Genomic DNA, 25216 nt, shown 5'->3' with positions numbered 1-25216 from the left:
AAACTTCCATTTGGGAAACAGCCCTTGCTTGGGATGGAATCTACGGTGAGCAATGACAGCAAAAATCTTTCGGCTCTGCAGGCCGCGGCAAATCGGCGTTGTTAAATACCCTGAATCTAGAGCAACAGCTTCTACCTGAAATCCAAACCGTTCCCGCTGGCGATCCAGACGCGACAAATAGGGCACAGAATCATGGACGTTTCCTGGCGTGACATATACATCCGTAATAAGATTGTATTTCGTATCCACCGTCCGGTGGTCCAGATAAAAAAAGCCTTCCGGCTTGCCGTCGCGGATCATGTATCCGCTGTCGGGATCAGTCTTGCTCACTTTAATTTCTTTTTCTTCATTCACTTCCTCTCTGGATTTTAGGGCTTTTTTCCGTGAGCCTTCCGGTCTGCATCGACGGCGGCATTGAGCTCGTCCACATAATCCTTGGTATTTTGCAACACTTGCTGTTTGGTATACTGGTGTTTATTCGCATTGGCTTTGACGTGAGTAGAGTCCGTGACAAGAACACGTCCGCCCACCATGCGATGGGAGATGGCCTGCAGGACAATTTCATCAAAAATATCCTGAAAGATGTCCGTATCTTTAAACCGGGTACGCCGGTTCCAGCTAATCGTCGAATGGTCTGGAACCCTGTCGGTCAATCCGAGTCCAAGAAACCAGCGGTACGCCAGATTCGTTTGGATCTCCCGCTCCAATTGGCGTTCGGACCGAATGCCGTAGAAGTAGCCAAGAAAAATCATTTTAAACAAGATGACAGGATCGATGGCCGGACGACCGTTATCTGCACAGTACAGTGGGCGGACCTTCTCCTCAATAAATGAAAAATCGATATGCTTATCTATTTTGCGAAGTAAGTGATCTTCCGGAACCAATTCTTCAATGGAAACAAACTCATATGATAGTTGTCTTTCACGAGTGGAACGCAGCATTCAATACACCGTCCGTTCATGAGTAGTTTCCTATATTATACAACATTAACGCGGTGTCGTGTGAAATTAATATTCCATAAAGAAGGCTGTCGAGACTTTCTCGACAGCCTGGCCGAGCAGCGGTCCTTCAGTAATTGAAGGACCGCTGCTCGGTCTTTTGTTATAGGGTCCGTAATGCCACATGCGGGATTCCCGCCACCTGCCAGCCCCGGGTTAGAATGGGCTTACTGTCTGCACTAGATTTACAGCCCTACCTCTCCGCCGGGATACAATGTCGAGCTATAGAGCCGCTTGGGCTGGGGCAGCGGCTCCCCGGGATGCGCCGCAGTCAGCGGCAGCGGCTCCCCGCCGTATACGACCGCGCGCTCCGGCGTATAAATAATGACCTGTTCGGTGCCGGTGCCCAGCAGATCGCCGTGCACGGCATACCCTTCCGTATCGAACTGCACGGCAATGTTCATATGCCCGTCGTACAGGGCAGGCAGCACACCGCCGCCCCGGCGGTAGGCCAGAATATAGTCGGGCGCGTCCGCACGGAAACGGCTGACCGTCTCGGCGATCGTCAACCAGCCATCCGTCGTACGCACTTCCTTCCAGAGCTCCCGGCCCTCCTGGTCCAGCAGGAACAAGGCATCCTTTCCCTTCAGTCCCTTGCCGTCGTCCTCCCGGACCATCCGGTCAAGACCGGCGATCTGCAGCCCGGGCAGCTCCGGCCGGAAGCGGCCGAGCGCCAGATGCTGAGATTCGACGGAGCCCGCATAGCGCCACAGCTCTTGGCCGCTGCGGTCATACATCACCGTCACGCTGCCCCCGATCACCAGCTCGGGCAGACCGTCGCCGTTCACATCGCCGACCCACAGGCAGTCGGCATGATCATCCAGGTCATGACAGCTCCACAGCCGCTTCCCGTCCGCACTCAGCAGATCGTACCCGGCCATCACCTCATCGCGGCCGTCTCCGTCCAGATCGAATACCCAGGGATAATGCCCTACATTCCCTTCGTGGGTCCACAGCAGCCGGAAATCGCTGTCCAGTGCCCACAGGCGGTGATACCGGTCTTTGAGAATAATGTCCGTGGCCCGCTCCTTACCGGACAGATTGGCGATAATAATGCAGTCATGCGCTTCCTTGTCCGGCAGATTGTGCACCTGCTTGATGCTGCCGGTTGCCCCGTTCAAAATGTGGAACCGGCCGTCCATCACACAGAGCACTTCCAACGCGCCGTCCCCGTCGATATCATAAATTTGCGCCGGATAATCCGAGCCCTGGCTGCCTGCGCCGGGGTCCGGCTTCCCGGTCTGCCACAGCATTCTTCCTTCCAGGTCGTAAGCGGTAAGACACTGGACCTGATGCGGAATATAGCGGACATCCTGGCGGTTATCCGGCTGCACCAGCAGCAATTCGGCTCGTCCATCGCCGTCCAGATCGCCCAGCAGCATTTTGCAGCCGACTCCGGCGGCCGAAATGTCGATTTCCGACAGACGGTGCGCCGCTTGTTTGATTGTTTGCACAGCTCTTCCTCCGATGAGCACCAGCCAAGCGGTTTCTCCGCCCCGGTGTTTTTAAGTTAAATGGGTGGTCTGCCCTCCGGGCACTTCCACTATACGCCCGTCCACCTCAAGCCAGACGGACGCCGCTCCCGGATTATGCACAAAATCGCGGGAAGCCGCAAAGATCAGGCGCTCACATGCTTTCATATAATGCACGATCTCCAGGTTGGTCGCGTACCAAATATCATCATGGCCGCCGACCATGGCGCAGAAGTTCTCGATCAGCTCCCAGTTATCGTCATTGTCGAATTCATAGCTGTGGCCCCAGACATACATCAGGTACAGATATTGCCGCTTATGCAGTCCGACAAAACGTTCTCCGTGTTCCAGCAGCCCCCGGTTGTGATGACAGGTAGGCCGCCATTCCAGCCAGTCTTCCGGCAGACCGAAGCCCCCCGTGCTCTCCACCGTCCGGGCATATTCAATGCCCAGATGCGGCAGCAGACGGATAATTTCCGGGCTGTAGGAGCCGTTCGGGTAAGACATCCCGCGCACCGGCCGGCGGATCAGCCGCTCCAGCGCCTTGCGGTCTTCCATAACCTCCTCGACGATATACTCCTGCGGACAACGGGCGATGGTCGGATGCCGCCGGGTATGCGCGCTTACCTCATGCTCCTGATAGAGCTGCGGTAATTCCTCCGCCGTGATGCGGTCGCCCTCCCCGAGCAGACCGGAGTTCACGTGGAACGTCCCTTTAATGCCGTATTTATTAAAAATTCCGACCAGCCGCTCATCCGCCCGCCGTCCGTCGTCATAGCTCATCGTCAGCACCTTATGCCGGCCTTGCGGGAAACAATAATACACTCCTGGCACGATACTCTCCCCTTTACATCATGCCGCCCATACCGCCCGCACCATCCATCCCGGCGATTCTGCCGGATCTGTACCGGCCGGGCAGTACAGGCTGCAATATTCATCTGGAATCTTACCTTTCCGTCAAACTAAGAAGACCTTAGCTTATCAGGCCGCCTCATCACAGCCCGCATCCTTCCCTGCCTCAAGGCGCATACACGGACAAATCGCTGTATTCTGCGATCAGCGGCGCCATCTGCCGGAAGCCGATCCGGCCGCTGGCCAGCAGCGGTCCATAAGCCCTGCCGTCGTCCCGCCACCGGAGCACCGGTAGCCCATTGACGGCAAACGTGACATCCGGACCTTGCTTGACCAGCAGCATCCGGTAAGGCTCTGTCATATCCAGAACGCCGGGGAGCGGGTCAGCCCCCTGGGCCACCAGATGGAAGCCGTAGCTCTTGCGCAGATTGCAGGTGTGGAAGGAGCGCTCACTCGCCCACATCCGGCGGAAGTAGGAGATATGCAGCGCGTTCATCTCTCCGTGATGGTATTGATCGTACTCGCCCGTCCGTTGCGGCAGGCCCGGATCGAACAGGTCGCGGCCACAGCTCCCCGCCGCCGCAAAGAACAGGATGGCGAGGCCGGGCTCATGCAGCGGACGGAAGCTCCAGGATACCGCATGATCGGCAGGGAACTCTTCGGGACACCAGAAGACGATGTTCGCCTTCTGCCCCTCCTCCGGGCTGCGCGTGCTTTCCAGCCTAAGCCGCCCCAGCGGGAAGGTCGCCGCCCCGTCGCCTTCCAGCACGAAACCGGCCACATTCCCGGGAGCCTGCAGCGGATTGCGGTAAACCGGCCGCCAGCCCGGCGGAATCAGTGCAGCTTCGCCGCGCAGCGAAGGGTCAAGTTCTTCCCCGCTTGGCTCAGCGGAGGCGACCTTCTGCAACTCCTCAGCGTGCGGGTGCTCCTTGTTCTGCTTCTCCTCACCGCGAGGGTGCCCCATGGGCCGCCCCTCCTTCCGCTGCTGCAGGCTTCGCTGCACTTTCGTGCTCCGGCTGTCCCGGACATTCCGGCCATTCCGGCAACGCCTCAGGAATCAGCTCCAGCGCAATGACCGTATTCAGTGACCACTGCGAAGCTTCATTGGTGTTCATCCAGTCGATTTCGTATACATCCTCCATATAGGTTACCCGCCGCTGCTCCTGCTGCAGATTGACGCAGCCGAACGGATTATCCAGCAGTATGGACCAGCAGCGGTCTGCCGTTGCCCGGTCGGCCCGGTACCATGCCCCAAAGGCGGCAATGCCTACGCTCAGCACCGGGTGCTCGAAACGCAGCTTCCCGGTGATTACACCCCCGCTAAGAGCGTCCTTCTCCTCCTGCGGCAGATTGTAGAAGACGCCGAATTCCGCCAGCATATCCTCCCACTCCGGGTCCTCCAGCAGCATCGCCAGCTCGAACCAGACCTGCGGTCCGCCCATGCAAATGGCCAGATGACGTCCCCAGTTATCGTCGCCCATACCGGTAAGAATGCCCGTCTTCGGGTCATAGCCGTAGGTCGGTCCGGAGATCAGCCGCAGATTGGCCTGCTTGATGCAATCGATGCCGGTGATGATTTTGTCGCGGTACGCCGTATCCTCATACCGTTCCCAGCGGGTCATCCAGTTGGAGCTGAACGCCGCCCAGTCGGGGCCGACCCGCACATGCGTCGGGAATTCGTCCTTCGGAAAATAAGCCCGCATCGGGTCCAGTGTCACCGTGGAGTAATCAGCATCCTTGACACCGTCCATCAGGTCGCCGGTCCGTTCATCGCCGGTCAGATAATAATAATAGCGGTGCAGTCCGGCCATGGCGATCCGCGCCTCCTTGCAGCCGCAGCCCCAATGCACGACATTGTGGCGTGAGCCGAGGCCGGCGTATTCGCCGAAGTGATACGCATCCACCTCGCCGGTATGCCGGGTCATCGCTTCCGCCATACGGAACACATCGGCCCGCCCGCTGCGCAGGAAGCTGACCCACAGCCACATGTTCGGCACAAGCTCGGCGTTCTGCCAGGCGCAGCCGCCCAGATCATAGTTCCACACATGGCGCACCGGATCGTAGCTGTGCATGAAGTCGCCGTAATCCCACAGGCCGTACCATTTCCGCTGCTCGATCTCCGCCAGATAGAACTCCAGAATGCCGTCTAGCCGCTCCTCCAGGTACGCCTTGGCCGGCGTGCTGCGGTCGGGCAGGCTCCAGAGGCCGAACGCCCGGCAGCGGTTGTAATATTCCGGCTCGCAGACAAGAAGCGGCGGATCTCCGGCTGCCGTGAGCATGCGCTGGAATTCCGCCGGATCCGGCGTATGATCCGTGCACCACAGCGTCAGCTCGCTGGTGTTGGCGATGCCGTACGGCGTGGCCCGCAGCTCCTCTGCCCCTTCATAGGAAGACTCCACATGTGTCTTCGTGTCATAGTGGCGCAGATCCATCGCCGGAGCGTCCGGCGACCAGAACCAGACGGCCAGCGAAGCCTCCTCTCCGGCCATACCGGCCGCTTCCAGCGCCGCCGGATGCTTCCGCCAGAAATTGCGCACGCCTGCGGCCAGACCGCCGCCTTCCGCACCGATATAACAGAAGCCCTCCGCTCTCCGGCCTTCCGCCGCCTTGATATAGACACAGCCCTCTTCCGTCCGCTTCTGCACAGAATAATGCTCGGAGGAATCCTGGTGCAGCTTGAAGCTGTTCCAGACGGCCGAGTCGCGGAGCAGCTCCAGGAAATATGCATCCTCCTCCGAATCGAACTCCAGCATCCGGCCCTCCAGCTGGTGCTCAAACATCTCACGGTATTTGCCTTTGGTCCGGCGCGTATGCAGTGTCTTAGGGGACTCACGGAACCAGCCGTTATCGCCAGCCAGGCGGATATGCCGGTTGTATAGCGGTCCGGCAAGCGGCAGCCTGAAGCGGATGCCCAGGCCCTTGATGAAATCCTGGTGCGGATTGCCGTCATAATGGAAGGTGTGCACCAGCCGGATCGACTCCAGCCCGGCGTGGAAATACAGCCGCAACGTGTAAGGCAGCCACTCACGCGTTCCGCCGGTGCTCCGGTGCCGTCCTTCCAGCCGGATGACGGCCTGCAGCGGACCCTCCTGCTCCAGGCAAGCCTGCAGCGTGTTTCCGGCAAAACGTTCCTCCCGCAGAGTCATCCCCCCGCTCAGCGTCTCTCTTTGCTCACGCAGGCAGACCAGCTCGCTGCCGGAGCAGACGGTCTGTTCCGGCTTTCCCGGCGCGCGGCGGACGATGCGGGAGAGCGGATTTCCGCCCCGTTTGCTGACCGTGCAGACGATAGCACCGGTATCGACAACGAAAGCATCTTCCGTCTCAAGTACAGACAGCGTATCCGTGAACACCGCCGGTGTGCCGTCCGTCCGGACCAGTGCATAGACTCCGGCATCCGGTTCCTTGCAGACCGCCGTATGAAAGGACCATTTCACACTGCCGTCCGGCCAATAAGCAGCCGGGCGGCTCTGCAGCGGCTGCACCGGCCCGCCTCCGGCACCGCGCAGCACAAGCTCACACAGCTTCCCGCGCTCAAGCTCTCCCTTAGGCCACGGGACACCCCAGGTGACTCCGGCAGCCCCGGCAGGCTGGTGTAACCAATGCAGTTGAATCGGCAAGACTGAAGACACACTCTTCATCTCCTAATGGCGGACATCTCCGGCACGTCTTCCTCGAAGCCGTGTATACGCCAGCGGGCAGGCGGTATCCCCGCCTGCCCCAAGGTTAGAGCCTTTTAATGATACCGGCTTCCCGGTCCGGCGGCTTTACGCCCTCCTGCCGGCTCAGCTCACGGTAACGTGTCGGCGTGATGTCCTCCTGTTTTTTGAATATCCGGTTGAAATAGCTCTGCTGATATCCTACCTGCTGCGCAACCTCGTTCATCTTCAGGTCGGTACTCCGCAGCAGCTCCTTCGCTTTGTCGAGACGCAGTTCGGTCAGATAATCGATAAAGTTGTCCCCGGTCACCCGCTTGAACGACTTGCTGAGCAAAAACGGGCTGGTGCCGATATGATCGGCGCAGCTGTCCAGCGAAATATTGTCCATATAATGCTCCTGTATGTAGAGCATCGCCTGCTCGATGGTCCGGCGGATGCCGGCATCGGAGCGCTCGGACAGCTCTGCCAGGAACGGGGCAACAACCTTGCCGCGGAACCAGGACAGAATCAGTCCGGGCTCATGGATCTGCGACAGCTCGGTGTACAGATTGCGGCCCTGGTACAGCTGGTTCGGATGAATGCCGGCCACCATGACCGCGTGCAGGATCGCCCCGAGCAGCTGCAGCATACCTTGCTGCACATCGATGACCTTGGCCCCGCCTTCGCACAGCGTATTCAGGAATTCTTCCAGCAGCCGTTCCGACTCCTCTGTCTCTCCGGTGCGCAGCGCCTGAATCAGGCCGCGCTCCAGCGAGAAGGAATATTGCGGGATGCAGCCGCTCTGCCCTTCCCGGTCCGGCCGCTCCAGGCTGATGATCTGGTTGCCGCCTCCGAACTGCCGGTGGCTGACCGCCTGCTTCGCCGCCTCGAAGGCCCGCGGGATGCCCGTAACGGCGCCGAGCGGAGCACTGTAAGCAACAGTCGCCTGCAGCTTCAGCATCCGATTGACCGTGGCGGCCAGCTCCTCGCAGAAGGCTTCGATTCTTGCCGCAGCGGGCCCCGCACCGGGCTCGATCAGCAGGAGACCTGCGCTGAGGGCATGCATATTGACCGTTTCCGCCTGCTCGAAATGCTCGGCAGCCAGCTCGCCGATAATATTCACCGCCGCGAACGTCACCAGACTCTCATCGCCGCTGCGGAATTTACCCTCCAGACTTGAGATGCCGGTCAGCTGGACGTACAGAACTACAAATTGACAGTCCTCCACTTCCCATTTGTACTGCTTCATCCGGCTGAGCAGATCCTCCTCCGAATAGGCGTACAGATAGCCCTGGAACAATTGATGCAGGAAGCTGCGCTGCACATGCGGCAGCTGCTCGGTAAGCATATACTGCAGGGCATGCTGCTGGCCGTGCAGGTTCTGCCAATGACGCTCGATCAGCGTCAGCTCATCCTCACGCTCCCCGTACTGCGGATTCTCGGGCAGCAGCGTTTGCATCAGACGCCCCACCGGTGAATAAATTTTGCGCGAGGCGATCCAGGACAGAATGGCCGCCAGCAGCAGAGCGCAGAAGCTGACAAGGAAGATCATCCGCGAGATGGCCACCACCGGCGCAGTAATGCTGGAAATCGGCGAGGCGGACACATACATCCACTCATCGGCGATCCGTGAGAAATCCCCGTACGTAACGGCGAAGGTCTCCCCTTCCCAATCGTACAAAAAAGAGCCTCCGGCCCCGCCCCGCTTGCCGATCGCATTGCGCAGCGTTTCAATAAACGGCGCGTTCTCATCGCTTGCGCTGCCCGAGACGAAGAGGTCTCCGCTCTTTTGCAGCATGAAGACCTCTCCGCTGTCATAAGGTGTCATCGTACGCAGCATGTCGCCGACCTTGGCGGCATCCATCCGCAGCAGCAGCGCCCCGAAGGGCTTCTGGCTGCCGCCGGGAATCTGATGCACCAGCGTCAGCTCCTTCTGCTGCGGTGCGGCAGGCTCGAACGCCCATTCCGTCCAGTACGTGCTCGCTTCCGTCTCCAGCAGCTTGTCATAGACGGCGGCCGCCTGTGCAGCCGGCACAGTGCCGTACTCCGGTCCGAACAGCACCGGCTGCTCTCCCGTCAAATACAGCTCCACATTGCGGGGCATGGTATTGGAACCCTGCATGACGAGCAGGGTCTTCGTAATATCCCAGGCCCGCTCATGGTTCAGCGTGAAATCCATGCCGCTCAAGCTGTAGTCAAACTTGGGATCGAAGGCCCAATGGGCCAGCATCAGCTCCAAATTGGACAATTGGTCGTTGATATTGGCGGCACGCTGCTCGATCTGCCGGTTGTGCATGTCGAGCAGCTCCTTTTCCAGCCGTCCGCCGGCCATCCAATAGACCATTGCTCCGATAATAAAACCCGGGATGGAGGAGACAATCAGGACGATAATCAGATTTTTCCGGTAGTATTTTCCTTTTCTTCCGCTCCACCCGGTTATACGCCGGTTCCATTTTGCCAAAATACCCTCTTCCATGATGATCACCAGCCACATCCGTAGTTTGGAACCTTAGCCTTGCAGCCTGAACGGTTTGTACCGGCAAAATCAGCATGGAGAAGGCCGGCTCTATTGGTTCGCCTTGGCGTAAAGTTCGTTCATTTCTTGCACCAGTTCATCGCCGCCGGTCTTCCGCCAAACGTTGAATGCGTCCTTCAGGCCCGCTTCGTCGATCTGGCCGACAATAAATTTGATCCGCGCGTCGTTGATAACATTGTCAAGCTGGGAGCCTTTCTGCGTATAAACCGTAGAAATCAGCGCCTCGGCCGGATTGACGACGATTGTTGCTTCATTGGCTTTCTGCACCTCAAGCTGCTTCACCCGCAGCGGTGTCTGCTTTACTTGCTTGGCTACGTCCTGTGGAATGTACGGCAGCATCTGGTTCAGGCCCTCCACTTCGGATTCAAGCAATACCGTGTCGGTGGAACGCTCGATGAAGCCGTCCTCGGTCAGCGTGTAATGAACGCCTTCCAGACCGTATCCCAGCATAGTCTGCAGGTCCTCTTCGTTCAGCCGGTCCAGGAACGTCAGAACCCGCTTCAATTCTTCTTCCGTCTTCACGGAGGATTTCGGAATAGCCAGCATGCCCGCGAAGCCGGAAGTCGGCAGCGTGTGCAGCTGTCCGTCCGCACCTTTCACACCGCCGATAACATCCATATAATGGCGGTCGGGTTCATCGGTACCGGCAGTCTGCAATGCGGCATGAATCTTGTCGTCCAGGCGCGCTGCGTTGTCCACCACGTCAACAATGACACCGGCTTTGTTATTGACAACCGGATCATTCCACTTGGAACTGTCCATAACGGCGAAGTCGGAGTTGATCAGCTTCTCGTCATACAGCTTTTTCATAAATTTAAGCGCTTCCAAGTACTCCGGATATTCATGCTCCGGCACCAGCTTCCCGTCCTGGATACCCCATTTGTTCGGTGCGCCGAACCACAGCTTCATCGTGTCAAAGCCGCTGGCCCAGCCGCCGGTCCATTTCACAAGTACCATACCATACGTATCGTCCTTGCCGTTGCCGTCCGGGTCCTGCTCTTTAAACGCTTTCAACATATTGTAGAAGTCGTCTACGGTTTCCGGTGTCTTCAGCCCGACCTTCTCCAGCCAGTCCTGACGGAACACGACGCCGTTTCGGCCCAGCGCTCTGCCCCGGTAAATACCGTAATTCTTGCCTTCGATCGCCGAGTTGCTGAGAATGACCGGATTGGCCTGGCTCAGATTCGGATAATCCTTCAGATAAGGGCCTACCTCCCAGAAGGCGCCGGATTTGACGGCATTGACGAAGCTGGCCTCCTTGGTTCCGCCGACGTAGATAATATCGGGCAGCTTGCCCGAAGCCAGCGTAATATTGAATTTATCGGCATAGGATGCGTTCGGCACCCATTCAAAATGAATATCAGTGTTCGTAAGCTTCTCCAGCTCAGCCGCGACCGGGCTGTCGTCCTTCGGAAAGTTCGTCTTGAAGATCGGCAGCATCATTGTCAGCTCAAGCGGCTTTTCCGTCTCGGCTGCCGCCCCGCCGTTTGCTGTCTCAGCCGGCTTACCCGCGGAATTCGTCTGATTGCCTTCGGCGTTCCCGTTATTGCCGCCACAGCCTGTTAATGCGCTTACAACCATAATAGCAGTTAGCGGCAGGATCAACCACTGTTTCAAACGTTTGTCACCTTGTGTTCGATGAGTATTCATCATAGGCCTCCCTTTTATATGTTGCCTGAAATGCTGGTACATCTTGACTTTCAGCTGCAGGTCTCCCCTGCAGTATGGATTACCCTTTGACAGAGCCGAGCATCACCCCTTTAGCGAAATGCTTTTGCAGAAACGGGTAGACGCACATGATCGGCAGCGTGCCGACGACGATTACCGCCATCTTGATCGCCTGCTCCGGCGGCTGCACGAAATTCGGATCCATGGAGCTGAGATCGCCCGCCGCCGTCTGGGACAGCATGACAATCTGGCGCAGCATGACCTGCAGCGGCCATTTGGTCGGATCGTTGATATACAGCAGCGCGGAGAAAAAGTTGTTCCAGTGCCCTACCGCATAGAACAGCGTGAAGGTCGCCAGCACCGGCTTGGACAGCGGCAGTACAATCCGCCACAGCAGCCCGAGTTCGGTACAGCCGTCAATGCGTGCGGCTTCCTCAACCTCGATCGGCATCTCCTGGAAGAAATTTTTGACGATAATCAGATTGAATGCACTGATGGCTCCCGGCAGAATGAGGGCGTTCAGAGTATCCAGCAGGTGCAAGTCACGGATGACCAGATAAGTGGGAATCATGCCGCCCCCGAAGAGCATCGTAAATATGACCAGATTCAGAATCGTATTGCGCCCCATCAAATAACGCTTGGCCATCGGATAAGCCATCGTCACTGTAAAGAACAAATTGACGATCGTTCCGATCACCGTGACATAAAGCGACACCCCGATACTGCGTACAATCGTATCCGTTGAGAAAATAAAGCGGTACGAGTCGAGCGTAAAGGTGGTCGGGATCAGAAACACCGCGCGCTTTGTGATTTCCGCCTCCGTAGCGAACGAACCGGCGACCACGAACAGGAACGGGAGAATCGCAGCAATGCCGATGACCCCCAGAAATATGTAGTTGAAGACATCGAAGGCCTTCTCTCCGGCACTGCGATAACGTTTAGTCATCCTAGTTTCCTCCTCTCTTCATAACAATCAAGCTTTAATACAGTCCGGATTCGCCGGATTTCTTGGCCAGCCAGTTCGTTCCGAGAACGAGGATTACGCCGATTACCGATTTGAACAGACCTACGGCCGTACTGTAGCTGAATGCCCCCTGGGTAATCCCCAGCGCATAAACATAGGTATCGAATACCTCGGCAACTTCACGGTTAAGCGCATTCATCATCAGATAAATCTGCTCGAAGCCGTTATCCAGAATCGTACCCATCCGCAGAATCAGCAGAATAATAATGGTACTGCGGATCGCCGGCAGCGTAATATGCCAAATCTGCCGCCAGCGGCTCGCTCCGTCGACTACGGCAGCCTCATATTGCTCCATGTCGACACCGGCCAGAGCCGCCAGGAAGATAATCGTTCCCCAGCCGCATTCTTTCCAGATGGTCTGCAGAATGATCAGCGGGCGGAACCAGTCGGGACTGGCCAGAAAGTCGATTTTGCTTCCCGTCATCTGATACAGCAGTTCGTTGATGGCACCGCCTTCTGTTGTCAGGAACACATACGTGATACTGGCCACAATAACCATGGAAATAAAGTGCGGCACATAAATCATCGTCTGGATCGTCCGTTTATAGAAGGACAACCTGATCTCGTTCAGCAGCAGAGCCAGAATAATCGGTGCCGGGAAATAGAAGACCAGATTGTAAAAAGACAGCACCAGCGTATTGCGCAGCAGCATGAAGAAATCGGGATTCTGGAAAAACGTGCGGAAATGCTCCAGTCCTACCCACTCGCTTTTCCAGAAGCCGACAAAGGGCTGATAATCTTTAAAAGCAAGCAGCACGCCCCACATGGGCACATATTTAAAGATTAGAAAATACAGCAGGCCAGGTGTCAATAAAATATAAAGCCACTTGTCCCGCTTCAGGCGCCGCAGCACCTGCGCCCGCCTGGTATCCCGCAGCACAGGGGGGCGGATGCCGGCTTCCAAAGCCGCTCCTTGCTTCATTGGTGTTTCACCTCCGTTGTGATTTGCAGCCCGTCAGCCCGGCTGCGATTCCTATTATGCTGGCGCCGGTTTTTTCCGGCAATCAGACTTTTTGGCTACAGCGCCTTTTCCGCCGCTCCGGGCACCGGTTCAAGAAAGTGCAAAGCCGGCAAAAGTTTACTATTGCCGCCCGCAGGCACAGCCCCTATGATGCTTAAGACATTTCCGCATCGCCCTGGGGAGGAGAGCAATAATGATGAAAAACAAATTATATCACGGGGTTGCCTGGTATCCTGAGCTGTGGAGTGAAGAAACCCGCCGGCGGGATCTTCTGCTAATGAAAGAAGCGGGCATCAATCTGGTCCGCATGGGCGAGTTCATCTGGTCGGCGCTGGAGCCCGAGGAGAACCGGATGGACGCCGGTCCGTTTGCCGGATACATTGCCGAGCTGCACGAACAAGGAATAGATACCATCATGTGCACACCGACGGCGACCCCGCCGGTCTGGCTGACGCACGGGCATCCGGAGCGGCTGTTCGTCGATCAGGACGGCCGCGTTATGGGACACGGGTCGCGGCAGCATGTCTGCACGAACAACCCCTATTTCCGGGAGCGTGCTGCGGTCATTGCCGGATATCTTGCCCGGGAGCTGGGCCGGCTGCCGGGCCTGGTCGCCTGGCAGCTGGACAATGAATTCAAATCCCATGTGGCGGAGTGCATGTGCGGAACGTGCCGGACGCTGTGGCATCAGTGGCTGGAGAAGCGCTACGGAACGGTGGCGGAGCTGAATGAGGCATGGGGAACAGGCGTATGGAGCCATACGTATCAGCGGTTTGACCAGGTGCCGCAGCCCGTGGCCACCCCGTTCCTGCATAATTCGTCCCTGCAGACAATGTACCGCCTGTTCCAGGCAGAGCAAATTGCCGAATTTGCGGATGAGCAGGCTGCGATTCTGCGGCGCCATTCGCAGGCCCCCGTCACACATAACAGCAGTGTGGCCTTTCACCTCGACAACGAGCGCCTCTTCCGCAGCCTGGACTTTGCCGCCTACGACACTTACGCTTCGCAGGCCAATATGCATGCCTACACGCTGAACTGCGATCTGTGGCGCAATCTGAAGCCGGGCAAGGACTTCTGGCTGATGGAGACAAGCCCGTCGTATGCCGGCTCGCTGCAGAGCTATGCGGTGCCGCACCCGGACGGGTATGTCGCCGCCCAGGCCGTAGCCGCCTATGCGCTGGGGGCCGGTGCCTTCTGCTATTGGCTGTGGCGCCAGCAGCGCAGCGGCAGCGAGCAGCCGCACGGCTCAGTGCTCAGCGCCTGGGGCGAGCCGGCGCTCGGCTATGACCAGGTGCTGCAGGCTTCCCGGGCCCGGCTGGCCATCGAGCCGGTGATGCTGGCTACCCGTCCCATGCAGGCTGAGGTAGCCATTACCTATTCGGACCGGACCAAGGCCTACCTCGCCACGGAGCCGCACCGCAAGCTGAATTACCGCAGCCTGCTGGGCGACTTCTACAAGCGGTTCCTGCAAATGGGCATTCACCGTGATCTGATGCCTGAAGGCGGATCGCTGGACGGCTATAAGCTGCTCTTCACGCCGTTCGTCCATTATCTGTCGCCGGAGTTCATGGCGAAGGCACTGGCCTTCGCGGAGGCGGGCGGCATCTGGGTCGCCGGCCCGCTGACCGGCGGACGGACGGCAGAGCATACGCTGCATACGGATGCCGCACTGGGCGCGCTGGAGCAGGCCGCCGGGGTAAAGACCAGATTCGTCTACCCCATGGACGGCACCGGCAGCATCGGCACAGCCTTCGGCTTGTCCGCGCCCTTGTCCTTATGGAGCGCGGTCTTCGAGCCGCTGCCCGGCGGGGCCTCCGTGATCGGCGGGATCACGGAGGGCCGCACGCCGGGCCTCGCCTTCCTCACCGAGCAGCCTTACGGCCGCGGCGCGGTGGTCATGCTCGGCTCGCTGCCGGCCGGCGAAGACGGCGATGCGCTGCTGCGCGCGCTGATCGGGTATTATGCGCAGCGGGCGGGCGTCACGCTGCGCACCAACGCGGGCGCGGGCACGCTGGTCTGCCCGCGGCGCGGCGCTGTTGACGAGGTCTGGACCCTCGTCAACATGGACGGGCTCGGCGGCGCGGTCACGCTGCCGCGCCCCGCCCGGGACGCGCTGAGCGGCGCCGCGGTACCCGCTGGCCGCCTCACGCTCGCAGCCTATGAATACCGGCTGCTCGCGCTGCAGACGAGCCCGGCTCAGTAAGCCGCTATCTAACTGTAAGATGGGCCGGATTGGATTCGCCTGGATTGGACCTCCTGTCTTGATTGTATTACCTTAGCTTGATTGACTACCTTAGCTTGATTGACTACCTTAGCTTGATTTGCTACCTTAGCTTGATTTGCTACCTTAGCTTGATTTGCTACCTTAGCTTGATTTGCTACCTTAGCTTGATTTGCTACCTTATCTTAATTGCTCTTCCTATCTTGATTACCCTTGCCCGAACCTGAGACAATGGGGCCAATCAGGATCTAATTTGATTTAAGCAAACTAAATGCACCCAATGAGCTCGCAGAAAAAAACTAAGTGGAAAACAGCAATCTAATTTGGACTATTTGGCGCAGAACGGCCCAAACCCCCGATTTAGATGGCTCATTTCCACTTAGATTCTGCAAACACGCTTCAAGGCCGGAATTAGTTTGCGATTATCCACTAAACATGCATACAACCTCACATGTGAGCTATATCTTACCGCCGCACGCCTCTCTTTTAAGGGAGACGGTGCCGCTGCTGGCCTTGAAATCTTTTGCCGCCCTCTATAACGCCGGGTTAGCTCACGATTCAGCACTCTGATAAATCTGGCCCATCCTTCTTATCCGGGATGCGAAAAATCAAACACAATGCGCTGCCGTGATGGTAAACGTCCACATTCTTGCATGATTAGCGTCATTTATCCGCTTTATTCATTTACTCTGATGCAGTGGCTACACATGCAGACTAGCCGTCAGCGCTGTAACTCTGCGTCTCCCGGCCCAGTAACGATTATTCCCCGCTCTGCTCCCAGCGGAGAATCTCCTCCCGCACGCGCGGAGCCACCTCGGTTCCGAGCAGACGGATCGCTTTCATCACATCTGCATGCGGCATCGTGCCGTGCGGCACATGCAGCAGGAAGCGCGTGATGCCGACATGCTTGCGCAAGTGGATGATTTTGGCGGCCACCGTTTCGGGATCGCCGACATACAACGCCCCGTCCCAGCTGCAGGCTGCATCGTAGTCCGCACGGGTATACGGCGGCAAGCCTTTCTCGGCAGCCCGGAAATTGGTGCGGGCATAGGTCGACGGGAAGAACCGCTCGGCGGCGGCCGGTGTGCTCTCGGCGATAAAGCCGTGCGAATGGGTGGCTATCGGCAGTTTGGATACATCATGACCCGCTTTCGCCGCCGCTTCTTTGTATAATCTCACATGCTCTGCGTAATCTGAAGGATTGACGTTGCCGATGATTGCCAGGGCGAACGGCAAGCCGAGCGTACCGGCGCGAACAGCGGATGCATGGCTCCCGGCACTGGCAATCCATACGGGCAGCGGCTGCTGCACCGGACGCGGATAGATGGTCTGATTATGTATCGCCGGTCTGAACTTGCCGCTCCAGGTAAGCTTATCCGCGGCGCAGATTTGCAGCAGCAGATCCAGCTTCTCCTCGAACAATTCTTCATAATCCTTCAGATCGTACCCGAACAGCGGAAACGATTCGGTAAAAGAACCCCGGCCCACCATAATTTCGGCCCGTCCGTCCGACAGCCCGTCCAGTGTAGCGAAATCCTGAAATACGCGCACCGGATCGGAGGAAGATAAGATCATTACTGCACTGGTCAAGCGGATTCGGGTAGTCCGCGAAGCGGCTGCAGCCATCACCACCGCAGGCGAAGACGCCGCAAAATCGGGACGGTGATGTTCACCAACGCCGTACACATCCAGCCCCACCTGATCCGCCAGCACAATCTCCTCCACTACCTCGCGCAGCCGCTGCGCATGGCTCATCGTCTCTCCTGTTACCGTATCGGGCGTTGTCTCGACAAAGGTGCTCACACCAATTTCCACTGTTATATCCTCCCACATTCGCATAGCGTAATAAGTTAATCCATTTATCTTAAATCTTCGTAATGAAATATTCAAAGGTTTAATTTTGATAGGACAAGCAAAAGAAAAGGCAGGCGGGCTTACCCGGCTGCCTGAATACTGTTCCGACCATCCTGTTACTCGACTCCATAAGCCTTACTCTATTCCATAATCCTGAATGCAATCCGCAATACAAGCCGCATCCTGCTGCCCTATACTATTAGCTTAAACGGCCCACGTCTCAGTTGCCCGCCAGCTCGGAAGCCAGCTTCTCGGCCCCGTCAAAGATCGAATAGCTGTAGCCCCAGAACTGATTGAAATCGATGACATGGATCTCCTTGTTCTTGATGGCGTTCAGACTCTGCAGCGACGGATCGGCATAGAAAGCGTCGATGGTAGCCTGCGGATCCGGACCTCCGGTGTAATCGGACAGCAGCATTACATCCGGGTTCGTAGCCAGCAGCTGTTCCTTGCTGATTTCGCCGGTAATGTCACCGAAGCTGTTTTTAAGTCCCAGAAGCCCCAGGACATCACCTGCAAAGGTGTCGATATTGCCGCTGTAAACCGCAATTGCACCATCTCCGGCATCCGATACATAAGCGAAGGTCTTCTCACCGGTGGACTTGGCTTTCAGCGCTTCGGCACGTGCCTTTAGTTCCTCAGTATACGCCGCGGCTTGCTCCTGAACATCAAAGATTTGACCGATCTGCTCAATATCCTTGTACAAGCTGTCCAGCGTCCCGCCCTTCACGCTGGTGTTCTGCAGGAAGGTCTTGATCCCCAATTCATTTAATCCTTCGACCGTGCCGACCCCCCAATCTGCATCGGCGAACAGATCAGCACGCCCGAGTACCAGATCCGGGCTGGCGCCAACGACCAGTTCTTTGCTGGCGTAATTTTCGGTGAGTACTGGAATCTTCTTGAATTCCTCGGCTACAGCCGGATCACCTCCGCCGTACAACGCAGCTACTCCAACGATTTTATCCGTCAGTCCCAGCTTGATCATCAGCTCTGCAGCGCCTTGGGTATTGGCGACCACTTTCTGCGGAACCTGATCAAAGGTCTGGGCTTTCGCCGTCCATTCCGTTCCCTCACCGTTGTTTGTATAGTTCTCGATAGTCAGCGGATATACCGTCTTGGCGCTTGCTGCCGTTTCTTCCGCAGCTGCTGTAGCCGAAGGCTCGGCAGTGGCCGTCTGATTCGCGGCATTCTCTGCAGTTCCTGCGTTATTGGCATTCCCGGCGTTGTTAGAAGAACATCCGGCAATCATCAGTGCCACCATCAATACCGCCAGCAGCGGCAAAAAACCTCTCCAGCTTCTCTTCATGATTTCAAAACCTCTCCTCTATGTAAACTATGAATTTGTTCCGCAGGCAATGCTGTTCCGGTGCTGCCTGGTACAACCGTAGAATATTAAAATTTAAACCTCATGTCAATGAGAATTATTATCATTGACAATCATTCTCAATCAAAATATATTTAAGTAATAACATTACACGCTAGGAGAATCAATAAACGCCATGCAGACTGCAACCTTAATCGGCAACGAGCCCAAGCCATCCCTAATCCATACACGCTCCGGCTTTCTGGCGATGACCGGCATCCTCTTAGTCATTGTACTTCTGTCGGCCGGCGCCGCCGTGTCCTTCGGCCAGGTGGAAATCCCGATCTCCCAGTCCTACCGAATTTTGCTATATCAGATTACAGGCATTCAAACCGGCGACCCTGCAGAGCTGGCTTCCGGCTCCTTCGTCGATATCATCTGGAAAATCCGCCTTCCCCGCGTCCTGCTCGCCATGTTCATCGGGGCCGGACTGACGCTGTGCGGAACGATCATGCAGGCAGCAGTGCAGAACCCGCTTGCCGATCCTTATATTCTCGGCATTTCATCCGGCGCTTCGCTTGGCGCAACCTTCGCTATTCTGGTCGGCTTCGGCTCGATCGGCTTCCTCGGTCAGACCGGCATCGCCTTCTGGGCGTTCGCCGGCGCGGTGGGCGCCTCGCTGCTCGTGCTGATGCTGGCCAGCTCCGGCGGCAAAATGACCTCCGTTAAGCTGGTCCTCGCCGGTATGGTCATCAACGCGTTATGTACGGCTTTCGCCAACTTTATCGTTTATTTTGCCAACAATGCCGAAGGCATCAAGACCGTCACGTTCTGGACCATGGGCAGTCTGGCCGCCGCCAGCTGGGATAAGCTGCCGCTCATCTCCATCGTCATCGTGCTGTCAGTCGCCTTCTTCCTGCTGCAGTCCAGAGTACTCAATACCATGCTGCTCGGTGACGAAGCGGCCGTGACGCTCGGCATTAACCTTAGCGCCTACCGCCGGGCTTACTTAATTGTCTCAGCGCTGATCACCGGCGTGATGGTTGCCAGCTGCGGAATGATCGGCTTCGTGGGGCTGATCATCCCCCATATGGTCCGCGGGCTTGTAGGCTCCGACCACCGCCGGCTGCTTCCGACATCCGTCCTGTGCGGCGCCATCTTCCTGATCTGGACGGATGTCATCGCCCGTACCATCGTGCCGAATGTAGAGCTTCCGATCGGCATTATCACCGCTCTGATCGGTGCGCCGCTGTTCATGTATATGCTTGTCAAAAAAGGCTACGCCTTTGGAGGGAAATCCTGATGAATTTAAATGTCGAACGGTTATGCGTCTCTTTCTCCGATGCCGATATTGTCAAAGAAGTCTCTGTCCAGGTGAAGAACAAGCAGTTCGTCGGCCTGATCGGCCCCAACGGCTGCGGGAAGTCTACCCTGCTCAAGAGCATCTATAAAGTCATCAAGCCGCGCCAAGGCGACGTGTTCCTTGACGACCTCAACGTCATCAAGGCCAATCCCAAGCATGTCTCACGCAAGCTGGGCGTAGTCGGCCAGTTCAATGAACTGAGCTTTGATTTTACTGTACAAGAGATGGTCATGATGGGCCGCACGCCGCACAAAGGCCTTCTGGAAACCGACAGCAGCGAGGATTACCGCATTGTCGAAGCCGCTTTGGCCAAGGTCAATCTGGCTTCTTACGCGGCCCGCAGCTATAATTCCTTGTCGGGCGGTGAGAAGCAGCGGGTCATTCTGGCCCGTACGCTGGCGCAGCAGCCGGAATTCATGATCCTCGATGAGCCGACCAACCATCTGGACATCAAGTTCCAGCTGCAGATCCTGAGCATTGTGCGCAAGCTGGACATCGGCATTCTCGCCGCACTCCATGATCTGACGCTGGCAGCGGAATATTGTGATTACCTTTATGTGATGAAGGAAGGCCGGGTGGTGGCGAAGGGTGAGCCCGAACAGATCCTGACCAAGGAACTGATTCATCAGGTATTTGATGTGTCCTGCGAAATTTACCGCAATCCTGTAACCGGCGGCCTGGGCATTGCCTACCTGCAAGCCGGGGGAATGTAGCTTCAATATAGAAAGGACGTGCAGAATGAAGCTTCTGCCGTCCTTTTTTTGTTGCTGTTAAAGTAGCACCATTTCTGCAATCCATTGTACACTTATAGTGCAACACGCGAACAATTCGCGCAGGTGAAATCTAGCCAGGCAGGAGAGATGTAGAATGGAGACCGGGTACCAGACAAAGCTTGAACTGTTCACCGCCAATGCCCAGAACGTCAAATCAGAGTTCAGCTGGCACAACGCCCAGATCAACCGGCTGGCAGCATTGCTGTACACGGCAGAGAACCGGAATGCAGATGTACAGGCGATCCGGTACTGCTACAATCTGCTTAAAGAGAATACAGGATTCTTCTCGCAGTTCAGAGGGAACCTAGGCGTCTGCATCGCGGCTCTGCTGGCTCTCTCCGGCGACCCCGTCAAGCAGTTGAACGATACGTTAGCAGTCTATGAGATGATGAAGGAATTCAAATTCAGGGCTTCCGATTATCTGGTTATAGCTGCACACCAGATTGCCACCCATTCGGGAGACGCAGATTCCAGCACAGTGATCAAACGGGCCAAAGATTTCTATGACCGGATGAAATCCCGGCATTACTTCCTTACAGGGCAGGATGATTATATCTTTGCCGCACTGCTCGGCCTATCCCCCCTCGACGCCGAGACCGCTGTAGAGCGAATGGAGCAGCTCTACGTGCTGCTGAAGCCGGAATTTGGAGCCAGCAACCGCCTGCAGGCGTTAACACAGGTACTGGTGCTCGGAGAAGACAGTCCGGAGACGGCAAGCCGCCTGCTGCTGCTGCAGGAGGATTTCCGCCGCAAGGGCATCCGTCTGGATAAGGATTATACCTTAACCTCCCTCGGCGTTCTATCGCTGCTGCCTGCTGAGCGGGATACGGTTGTGCGTACAGTAGAAGAGACTTACGAGTTTCTGCGGGAGCAGAAAGGATTCGGCAGCTTCTGGCTCACTAAGCAGGAAGTTCTGCTGTATGCGGCCGCTCTGGCAGCCTACAAACAAATTGAGGACATTCAGAAGGGCCTGCTTACCGCTTCGCTCTCCACAAGCTTAACCAGCATTGTCATTGCCCAGCAATCGGCCAGCGCTGCCGCAGCGGCCTCTGCAGCCGCAGCTGCGTCTTCATCGTCTTCGGATTGACGGTATTGCACCAGTTCGGCTGCCAGCTCGGCAGAGAGATCAGGCTCTGGCGGCCGTCCCTCCATATCATTCTATTTTGAGGTTGTCCTAACGGACCCGGATTAGCCAGGCAAAACAGTTTTATTTGCACAAACCAGTACGTAAGGGGCAAAATAACGGTGCGGCCGCTGACTGGAGACAATATGCAATGCCACTCTGCACCCTGCATTTATTACCACAGGTATCTAACAACAGCAAAAGAACGGCATCTCTGCCGTTCTTCCCGGGATGGACTCTCAGGGGCTCGAACCCTGGACAAATAGATTAAGAGTCTACTGCTCTACCAACTGAGCTAAGAGTCCATATGAGGTTATTTGGTGGAGCCAAGGGGGATCGAACCCCTGACCTCATCGCTGCCAGCGATGCGCTCTCCCAGCTGAGCTATGGCCCCAAGTGATTATCTTTTCTAATGATTCTGTGTTGCTCACAAGAATAGATTATACAGGCTTCTATGAATGATTGCAATACTTTTTTTAAAAAAATTCTGCAGCCCCCCCCTCCCTCCTTCTGATAGTATTAAGAGTGGAATAGACTTTTGGCTTGGAGGGAACCGTAATGATAAAATTGGCCATGAACTGGATTACGCTCAGGGTAGCCGACCTGGAGGCTTCGCTGCATTTTTACCATAAGATTCTGGGACTGCCCATTGAGCGGAGATTTGAAAGCAGCGGCAAACAGATCGTGATGCTGGGTCCGGATGGACAGCCTAAGGTTGAACTGATTCAAGGCGGCGGTCCGGCCCTCAAGCCGGAATGCGGTGTTTCTGTCGGCTTTGAGGTTCCTTCGCTGGAAGCGGCGATTGAATACCTGAACAGCGAGGGCATCCCTATTGCCCGCGGACCGGTTGCGCCCAATCCACACTTGCGTTTCTTTTATATCCTGGACCCGGATGGTTTTGAGGTACAGTTGGCGGAACACAGCAAAGAATAATTGGAGGAGGCTTACGTGTTGGCAGAATCAAGAGAGCTTACCGTTGAACAGAGAGCGGAACTGCTTGGCGTGCTGAAAGCCCGTTTTGAACAAAATATGAACCGTCATCCGGCTTGCAGCTGGACTCAGGTGCAGTCGAAGCTGGAAGCGGCGGGTACCACAACACTGTGGTCCGTTCATCAGATGGAAGCGACCGGAGGAGAGCCGGATGTAATCGGTTATGACGAAGGAACGGGAGAGTATATTCTCTGTGACTGTTCGGCGGAAAGCCCCAAGGGCCGCAGAAGTGTCTGCTATGACGGGGAAGCCCGGAACGCCAGAAAACAGAACAAGCCGGACAACAGCGCTCTAGAAATGGCGGCAGAGATGGGCATTGAGGTTCTGACGGAGGAGCAGTACCGGGAGCTGCAGCGGCTTGGGGCATTTGATCAGAAAACCTCGAGCTGGCTGAGAACCCCTCCCGATATCCGCTCCCGCGGAGGGGCCATCTTCGGGGATTACCGGTATGGAAAAGTGTTCGTATACCATAACGGCGCAGATTCTTATTATGGGGCCAGAGGCTTCCGGGGCATGCTGCGGGTGTAAGACTCTGGCTCCGACCCGGACACAGCGCATGTTCCTCCTTGCCTGTTGCAGAACGCTCTTTACAACGACAAAAGAACGGCATCTCTGCCGTTCTTTCCTGTGATGGACTCTCAGGGGCTCGAACCCTGGACAAATAGATTAAGAGTCTACTGCTCTACCAACTGAGCTAAGAGTCCACATATGCAACACACTTGTTATGTTTGTTCAAAAGATACTTTAATAGTATATCGAGTTATTTTGTTTTTGTCAACAAATTATTTATTCAATAATTACAGCAAATGGTCGGATGGAGCCGGCACGCCCGCGGTAAGAGTTGTACCCACTTACAGACCGAGGAGACCTTATTCCCTGCAAAAAGGCCGATCCTTCCTCCTTACAGACTCCGATGCAGTTATTGGCGGAGGTTCGGGCCCAAAACCCGGATGATTTCGGGCAAATAAAGGCCGCGGGGTCCCGAACGGCGAGAGCAGGAAGGAACTTCGGAGAGCCGCTACATGTGACTAGGCCCTGGCAGTGCCTAATCTGTATATCTTGCCATCATATATGTACTGTAACATTTCCCGTCTGACAGGATCCGGTCCTTCTTTAATATCCCCTCGACTTCAAAACCTAGCCTTTGGTACATCCGGATAGCACTCTCATTGGTTTCCAGAACGCCGCTTAGAATGATTTGGTTATGGAGTTAGCGTCAGCCCAGGATATAGACGCTTGCAGAAGGTTCTTCCCTATGCCGAATCCCCAATACTGCTTCATGACTCCTACTCCAAACTGCACCTTGTGCTTGAACCGCTCCAAATCGTTTCCTTCACACCGGGAATAACCGACGATTCGGCCGTCCACCTCCGCAATTAGACATATATTTCGCGGATGGTCCGTGTCCCTCTCGATAATTTCTGCAAATCCGGCTATGTTGCAACAAACTCTCCAGACAGCAAAAGAACGGCATCTCTGCCGTTCCTTCCAGGATGGACTCTCAGGGGCTCGAACCCTGGACAAATAGATTAAGAGTCTACTGCTCTACCAACTGAGCTAAGAGTCCATATGGTGTTATTGGTGGAGCCAAGGGGGATCGAACCCCTGACCTCATCGCTGCCAGCGATGCGCTCTCCCAGCTGAGCTATGGCCCCGTATGCGTGTTCCGGAATGACCTATGTATTTCGGAAACTTAATTTCGCCTTACCGCTTATTGTTAGCTTAATGTCAGAGGCGACTTTTATATAATACCGGACATTTGCCACATTGTCAACAATATAATCAAAAAAAATTCAACGGTACATTATAAGCGCGAAATCATCAACTAATTCCTGCAGTAGTCAGACCTTCGGCAAGAAGCCCTGTGCGACACGCTCAGAAATAACGGCGCGCCGCACGGATGACTCATATATCTAACCGCCTACAGACCCTCGATCTCGCCGTCATTTTTGGAGAGCAGGCCCTTCAGTTCCTTCATAAACATATTGATATCCTTGAATTGACGGTACACTGACGCGAAGCGCACATAGGCCACCTCATCCACCGGATACAGCTGCTCCATCACCAGTTCGCCGATTTCCCGGCTTTCGATTTCGGCCAGGGCAATGCCGCGCAGCGTCTTCTCTACCTCGGAGACGATCGATTCCAGCCGCTCCACGGAGACGGGGCGCTTCTCGCAGGCGCGGATCAATCCGCGCAGGATTTTATCGCGACTGAATTCCTCGCGGCTGCCGTCCTTCTTGATGACGATAAGCGGGGTCTCCTCAATCATCTCGAAAGTGGTAAACCGCCGGCTGCAGCGCTCACATTCCCGCCTGCGGCGAATAGACTTATTTTCATTGGCGGGGCGGGAGTCCAACACCTTAGTATTCGTATGGTCACAGTATGGGCACTTCATAAGCTTCATCACTTCCTTCGTATTCTGAATGTCTTCACATTCTGA

Annotated in this window: 18 protein-coding genes, 5 tRNA genes and 1 pseudogene; 6 read left to right on the top strand and 18 right to left on the bottom strand. The window is 56.2% G+C overall.

Translation table 11 applies throughout. The features are described 5' to 3' along the window. From F1381_RS14330 to F1381_RS14290, 9 genes and pseudogenes are all read right to left on the bottom strand, one after another. A pseudogene (locus F1381_RS14330) lies at positions 1-941 on the bottom strand (IS1182 family transposase); the annotation flags it as partial. A 242-nt stretch (positions 942-1183) separates the two neighbouring features. Continuing rightward, entirely contained in the window at positions 1184-2380 is a 1197-nt protein-coding gene (locus tag F1381_RS14325; RefSeq protein ID WP_246188033.1) for a hypothetical protein, read from the bottom strand. Positions 2381-2503: 123 nt separating this feature from the next. Beyond that, the gene (locus tag F1381_RS14320; protein WP_281349915.1) at positions 2504-3304 is read right to left on the bottom strand and encodes a polysaccharide deacetylase family protein; all 801 of its coding nucleotides are present in this window, start codon (positions 3302-3304) and stop codon (positions 2504-2506) included. A 184-nt stretch (positions 3305-3488) separates the two neighbouring features. After that, complete coding sequence (locus F1381_RS14315; protein WP_151735518.1) at positions 3489-4286, bottom strand: DUF1961 family protein; 798 nt, start codon at positions 4284-4286, stop codon at positions 3489-3491. Then, entirely contained in the window at positions 4267-6960 is a 2694-nt protein-coding gene (locus F1381_RS14310) for an exo-rhamnogalacturonan lyase family protein (protein ID WP_222850445.1), read from the bottom strand. Before F1381_RS14310 ends, F1381_RS14315 begins: the two co-directional genes overlap by 20 nt. An 85-nt stretch (positions 6961-7045) precedes the next feature. Further along, positions 7046-9418, bottom strand: a complete 2373-nt coding sequence (locus F1381_RS14305) for a helix-turn-helix domain-containing protein (RefSeq protein ID WP_343043408.1) — start codon at positions 9416-9418, stop codon at positions 7046-7048. Positions 9419-9523: 105 nt separating this feature from the next. Then, positions 9524-11143, bottom strand: a complete 1620-nt coding sequence (locus tag F1381_RS14300) for an extracellular solute-binding protein (RefSeq protein WP_151735516.1) — start codon at positions 11141-11143, stop codon at positions 9524-9526. A 79-nt stretch (positions 11144-11222) separates the two neighbouring features. After that, positions 11223-12107: a carbohydrate ABC transporter permease gene (locus F1381_RS14295; protein ID WP_151735515.1), complete on the bottom strand. Its 885-nt coding sequence runs from the start codon at positions 12105-12107 to the stop codon at positions 11223-11225. A 34-nt stretch (positions 12108-12141) separates the two neighbouring features. Beyond that, positions 12142-13107, bottom strand: a complete 966-nt coding sequence (locus F1381_RS14290; protein WP_151735514.1) for an ABC transporter permease — start codon at positions 13105-13107, stop codon at positions 12142-12144. Between the two features lie 235 nt (positions 13108-13342). Between F1381_RS14290 and F1381_RS14285 the strand changes: the two genes are divergently transcribed. Then, positions 13343-15349 carry a beta-galactosidase gene (locus F1381_RS14285; protein ID WP_151735539.1) on the top strand — a complete coding sequence of 669 codons (2007 nt, stop codon included), beginning with the start codon at positions 13343-13345 and terminating at the stop codon, positions 15347-15349. A gap of 777 nt (positions 15350-16126) precedes the next feature. Here F1381_RS14285 and F1381_RS14280 read toward each other — a convergent pair. Together F1381_RS14280 and F1381_RS14275 are read right to left on the bottom strand one after the other, a co-directional pair. Continuing rightward, positions 16127-17182 (bottom strand): LLM class flavin-dependent oxidoreductase, encoded by a 1056-nt coding sequence (locus F1381_RS14280; protein WP_151735513.1) that lies wholly within the window; start codon positions 17180-17182, stop codon positions 16127-16129. A gap of 259 nt (positions 17183-17441) precedes the next feature. Continuing rightward, on the bottom strand, positions 17442-18527 hold the full coding sequence (locus F1381_RS14275) for an ABC transporter substrate-binding protein (protein ID WP_151735512.1): 1086 nt from the start codon (positions 18525-18527) through the stop codon (positions 17442-17444). 193 nt (positions 18528-18720) lie between these two features. On the opposite strand from F1381_RS14275, the gene F1381_RS14270 reads away from it, so the two are divergent. The 3 genes from F1381_RS14270 to F1381_RS14260 all read left to right on the top strand — a co-directional run bounded on the left by F1381_RS14270 (position 18721) and on the right by F1381_RS14260 (position 21747). Further along, a complete protein-coding gene (locus F1381_RS14270) occupies positions 18721-19827 on the top strand; it encodes a FecCD family ABC transporter permease (protein ID WP_151735511.1) in 1107 nt (368 codons plus the stop codon). After that, on the top strand, positions 19827-20600 hold the full coding sequence (locus tag F1381_RS14265) for an ABC transporter ATP-binding protein (RefSeq protein ID WP_151735510.1): 774 nt from the start codon (positions 19827-19829) through the stop codon (positions 20598-20600). The genes F1381_RS14270 and F1381_RS14265 overlap by 1 nt, the downstream gene beginning before the upstream one ends. Before the next feature lie 154 nt (positions 20601-20754). Beyond that, a complete protein-coding gene (locus F1381_RS14260) occupies positions 20755-21747 on the top strand; it encodes a DUF4003 family protein (RefSeq protein ID WP_151735509.1) in 993 nt (330 codons plus the stop codon). A 268-nt stretch (positions 21748-22015) separates the two neighbouring features. On the opposite strand, the gene F1381_RS14255 is transcribed toward F1381_RS14260, so the two are convergent. Together F1381_RS14255 and F1381_RS14250 are read right to left on the bottom strand one after the other, a co-directional pair. Continuing rightward, positions 22016-22088, bottom strand: a tRNA-Lys gene (locus F1381_RS14255). 13 nt (positions 22089-22101) lie between these two features. Next, positions 22102-22177 (bottom strand) — tRNA-Ala (locus tag F1381_RS14250). 164 nt (positions 22178-22341) lie between these two features. On the opposite strand from F1381_RS14250, the gene F1381_RS14245 reads away from it, so the two are divergent. Further along, a complete protein-coding gene (locus F1381_RS14245; protein ID WP_246188027.1) occupies positions 22342-22716 on the top strand; it encodes a VOC family protein in 375 nt (124 codons plus the stop codon). A gap of 15 nt (positions 22717-22731) precedes the next feature. Next, a complete protein-coding gene (locus F1381_RS14240; protein WP_151735508.1) occupies positions 22732-23301 on the top strand; it encodes a DUF4256 domain-containing protein in 570 nt (189 codons plus the stop codon). 103 nt (positions 23302-23404) lie between these two features. On the opposite strand, the gene F1381_RS14235 is transcribed toward F1381_RS14240, so the two are convergent. From F1381_RS14235 to nrdR, 5 genes are all read right to left on the bottom strand, one after another. Then, positions 23405-23477: transfer RNA gene (locus tag F1381_RS14235), tRNA-Lys, on the bottom strand. A gap of 484 nt (positions 23478-23961) precedes the next feature. Then, positions 23962-24297, bottom strand: a complete 336-nt coding sequence (locus F1381_RS14230; RefSeq protein ID WP_246188026.1) for a GNAT family N-acetyltransferase — start codon at positions 24295-24297, stop codon at positions 23962-23964. Next, positions 24268-24340, bottom strand: a tRNA-Lys gene (locus F1381_RS14225). The genes F1381_RS14230 and F1381_RS14225 overlap by 30 nt, the downstream gene beginning before the upstream one ends. Positions 24341-24352: 12 nt before the next feature. After that, a tRNA-Ala gene (locus F1381_RS14220) sits at positions 24353-24428 on the bottom strand. Between the two features lie 266 nt (positions 24429-24694). After that, positions 24695-25171, bottom strand: a complete 477-nt coding sequence (gene nrdR, locus F1381_RS14215; RefSeq protein ID WP_151735537.1) for a transcriptional regulator NrdR — start codon at positions 25169-25171, stop codon at positions 24695-24697. Positions 25172-25216 lie beyond the last annotated feature (45 nt).

Source organism: Paenibacillus tengchongensis (genome assembly GCF_008973665.1).
In the GTDB taxonomy this organism is placed as follows: domain Bacteria; phylum Bacillota; class Bacilli; order Paenibacillales; family Paenibacillaceae; genus Paenibacillus_AQ; species Paenibacillus_AQ tengchongensis.
This window is presented reverse-complemented; position numbering and strand designations above follow the sequence as displayed.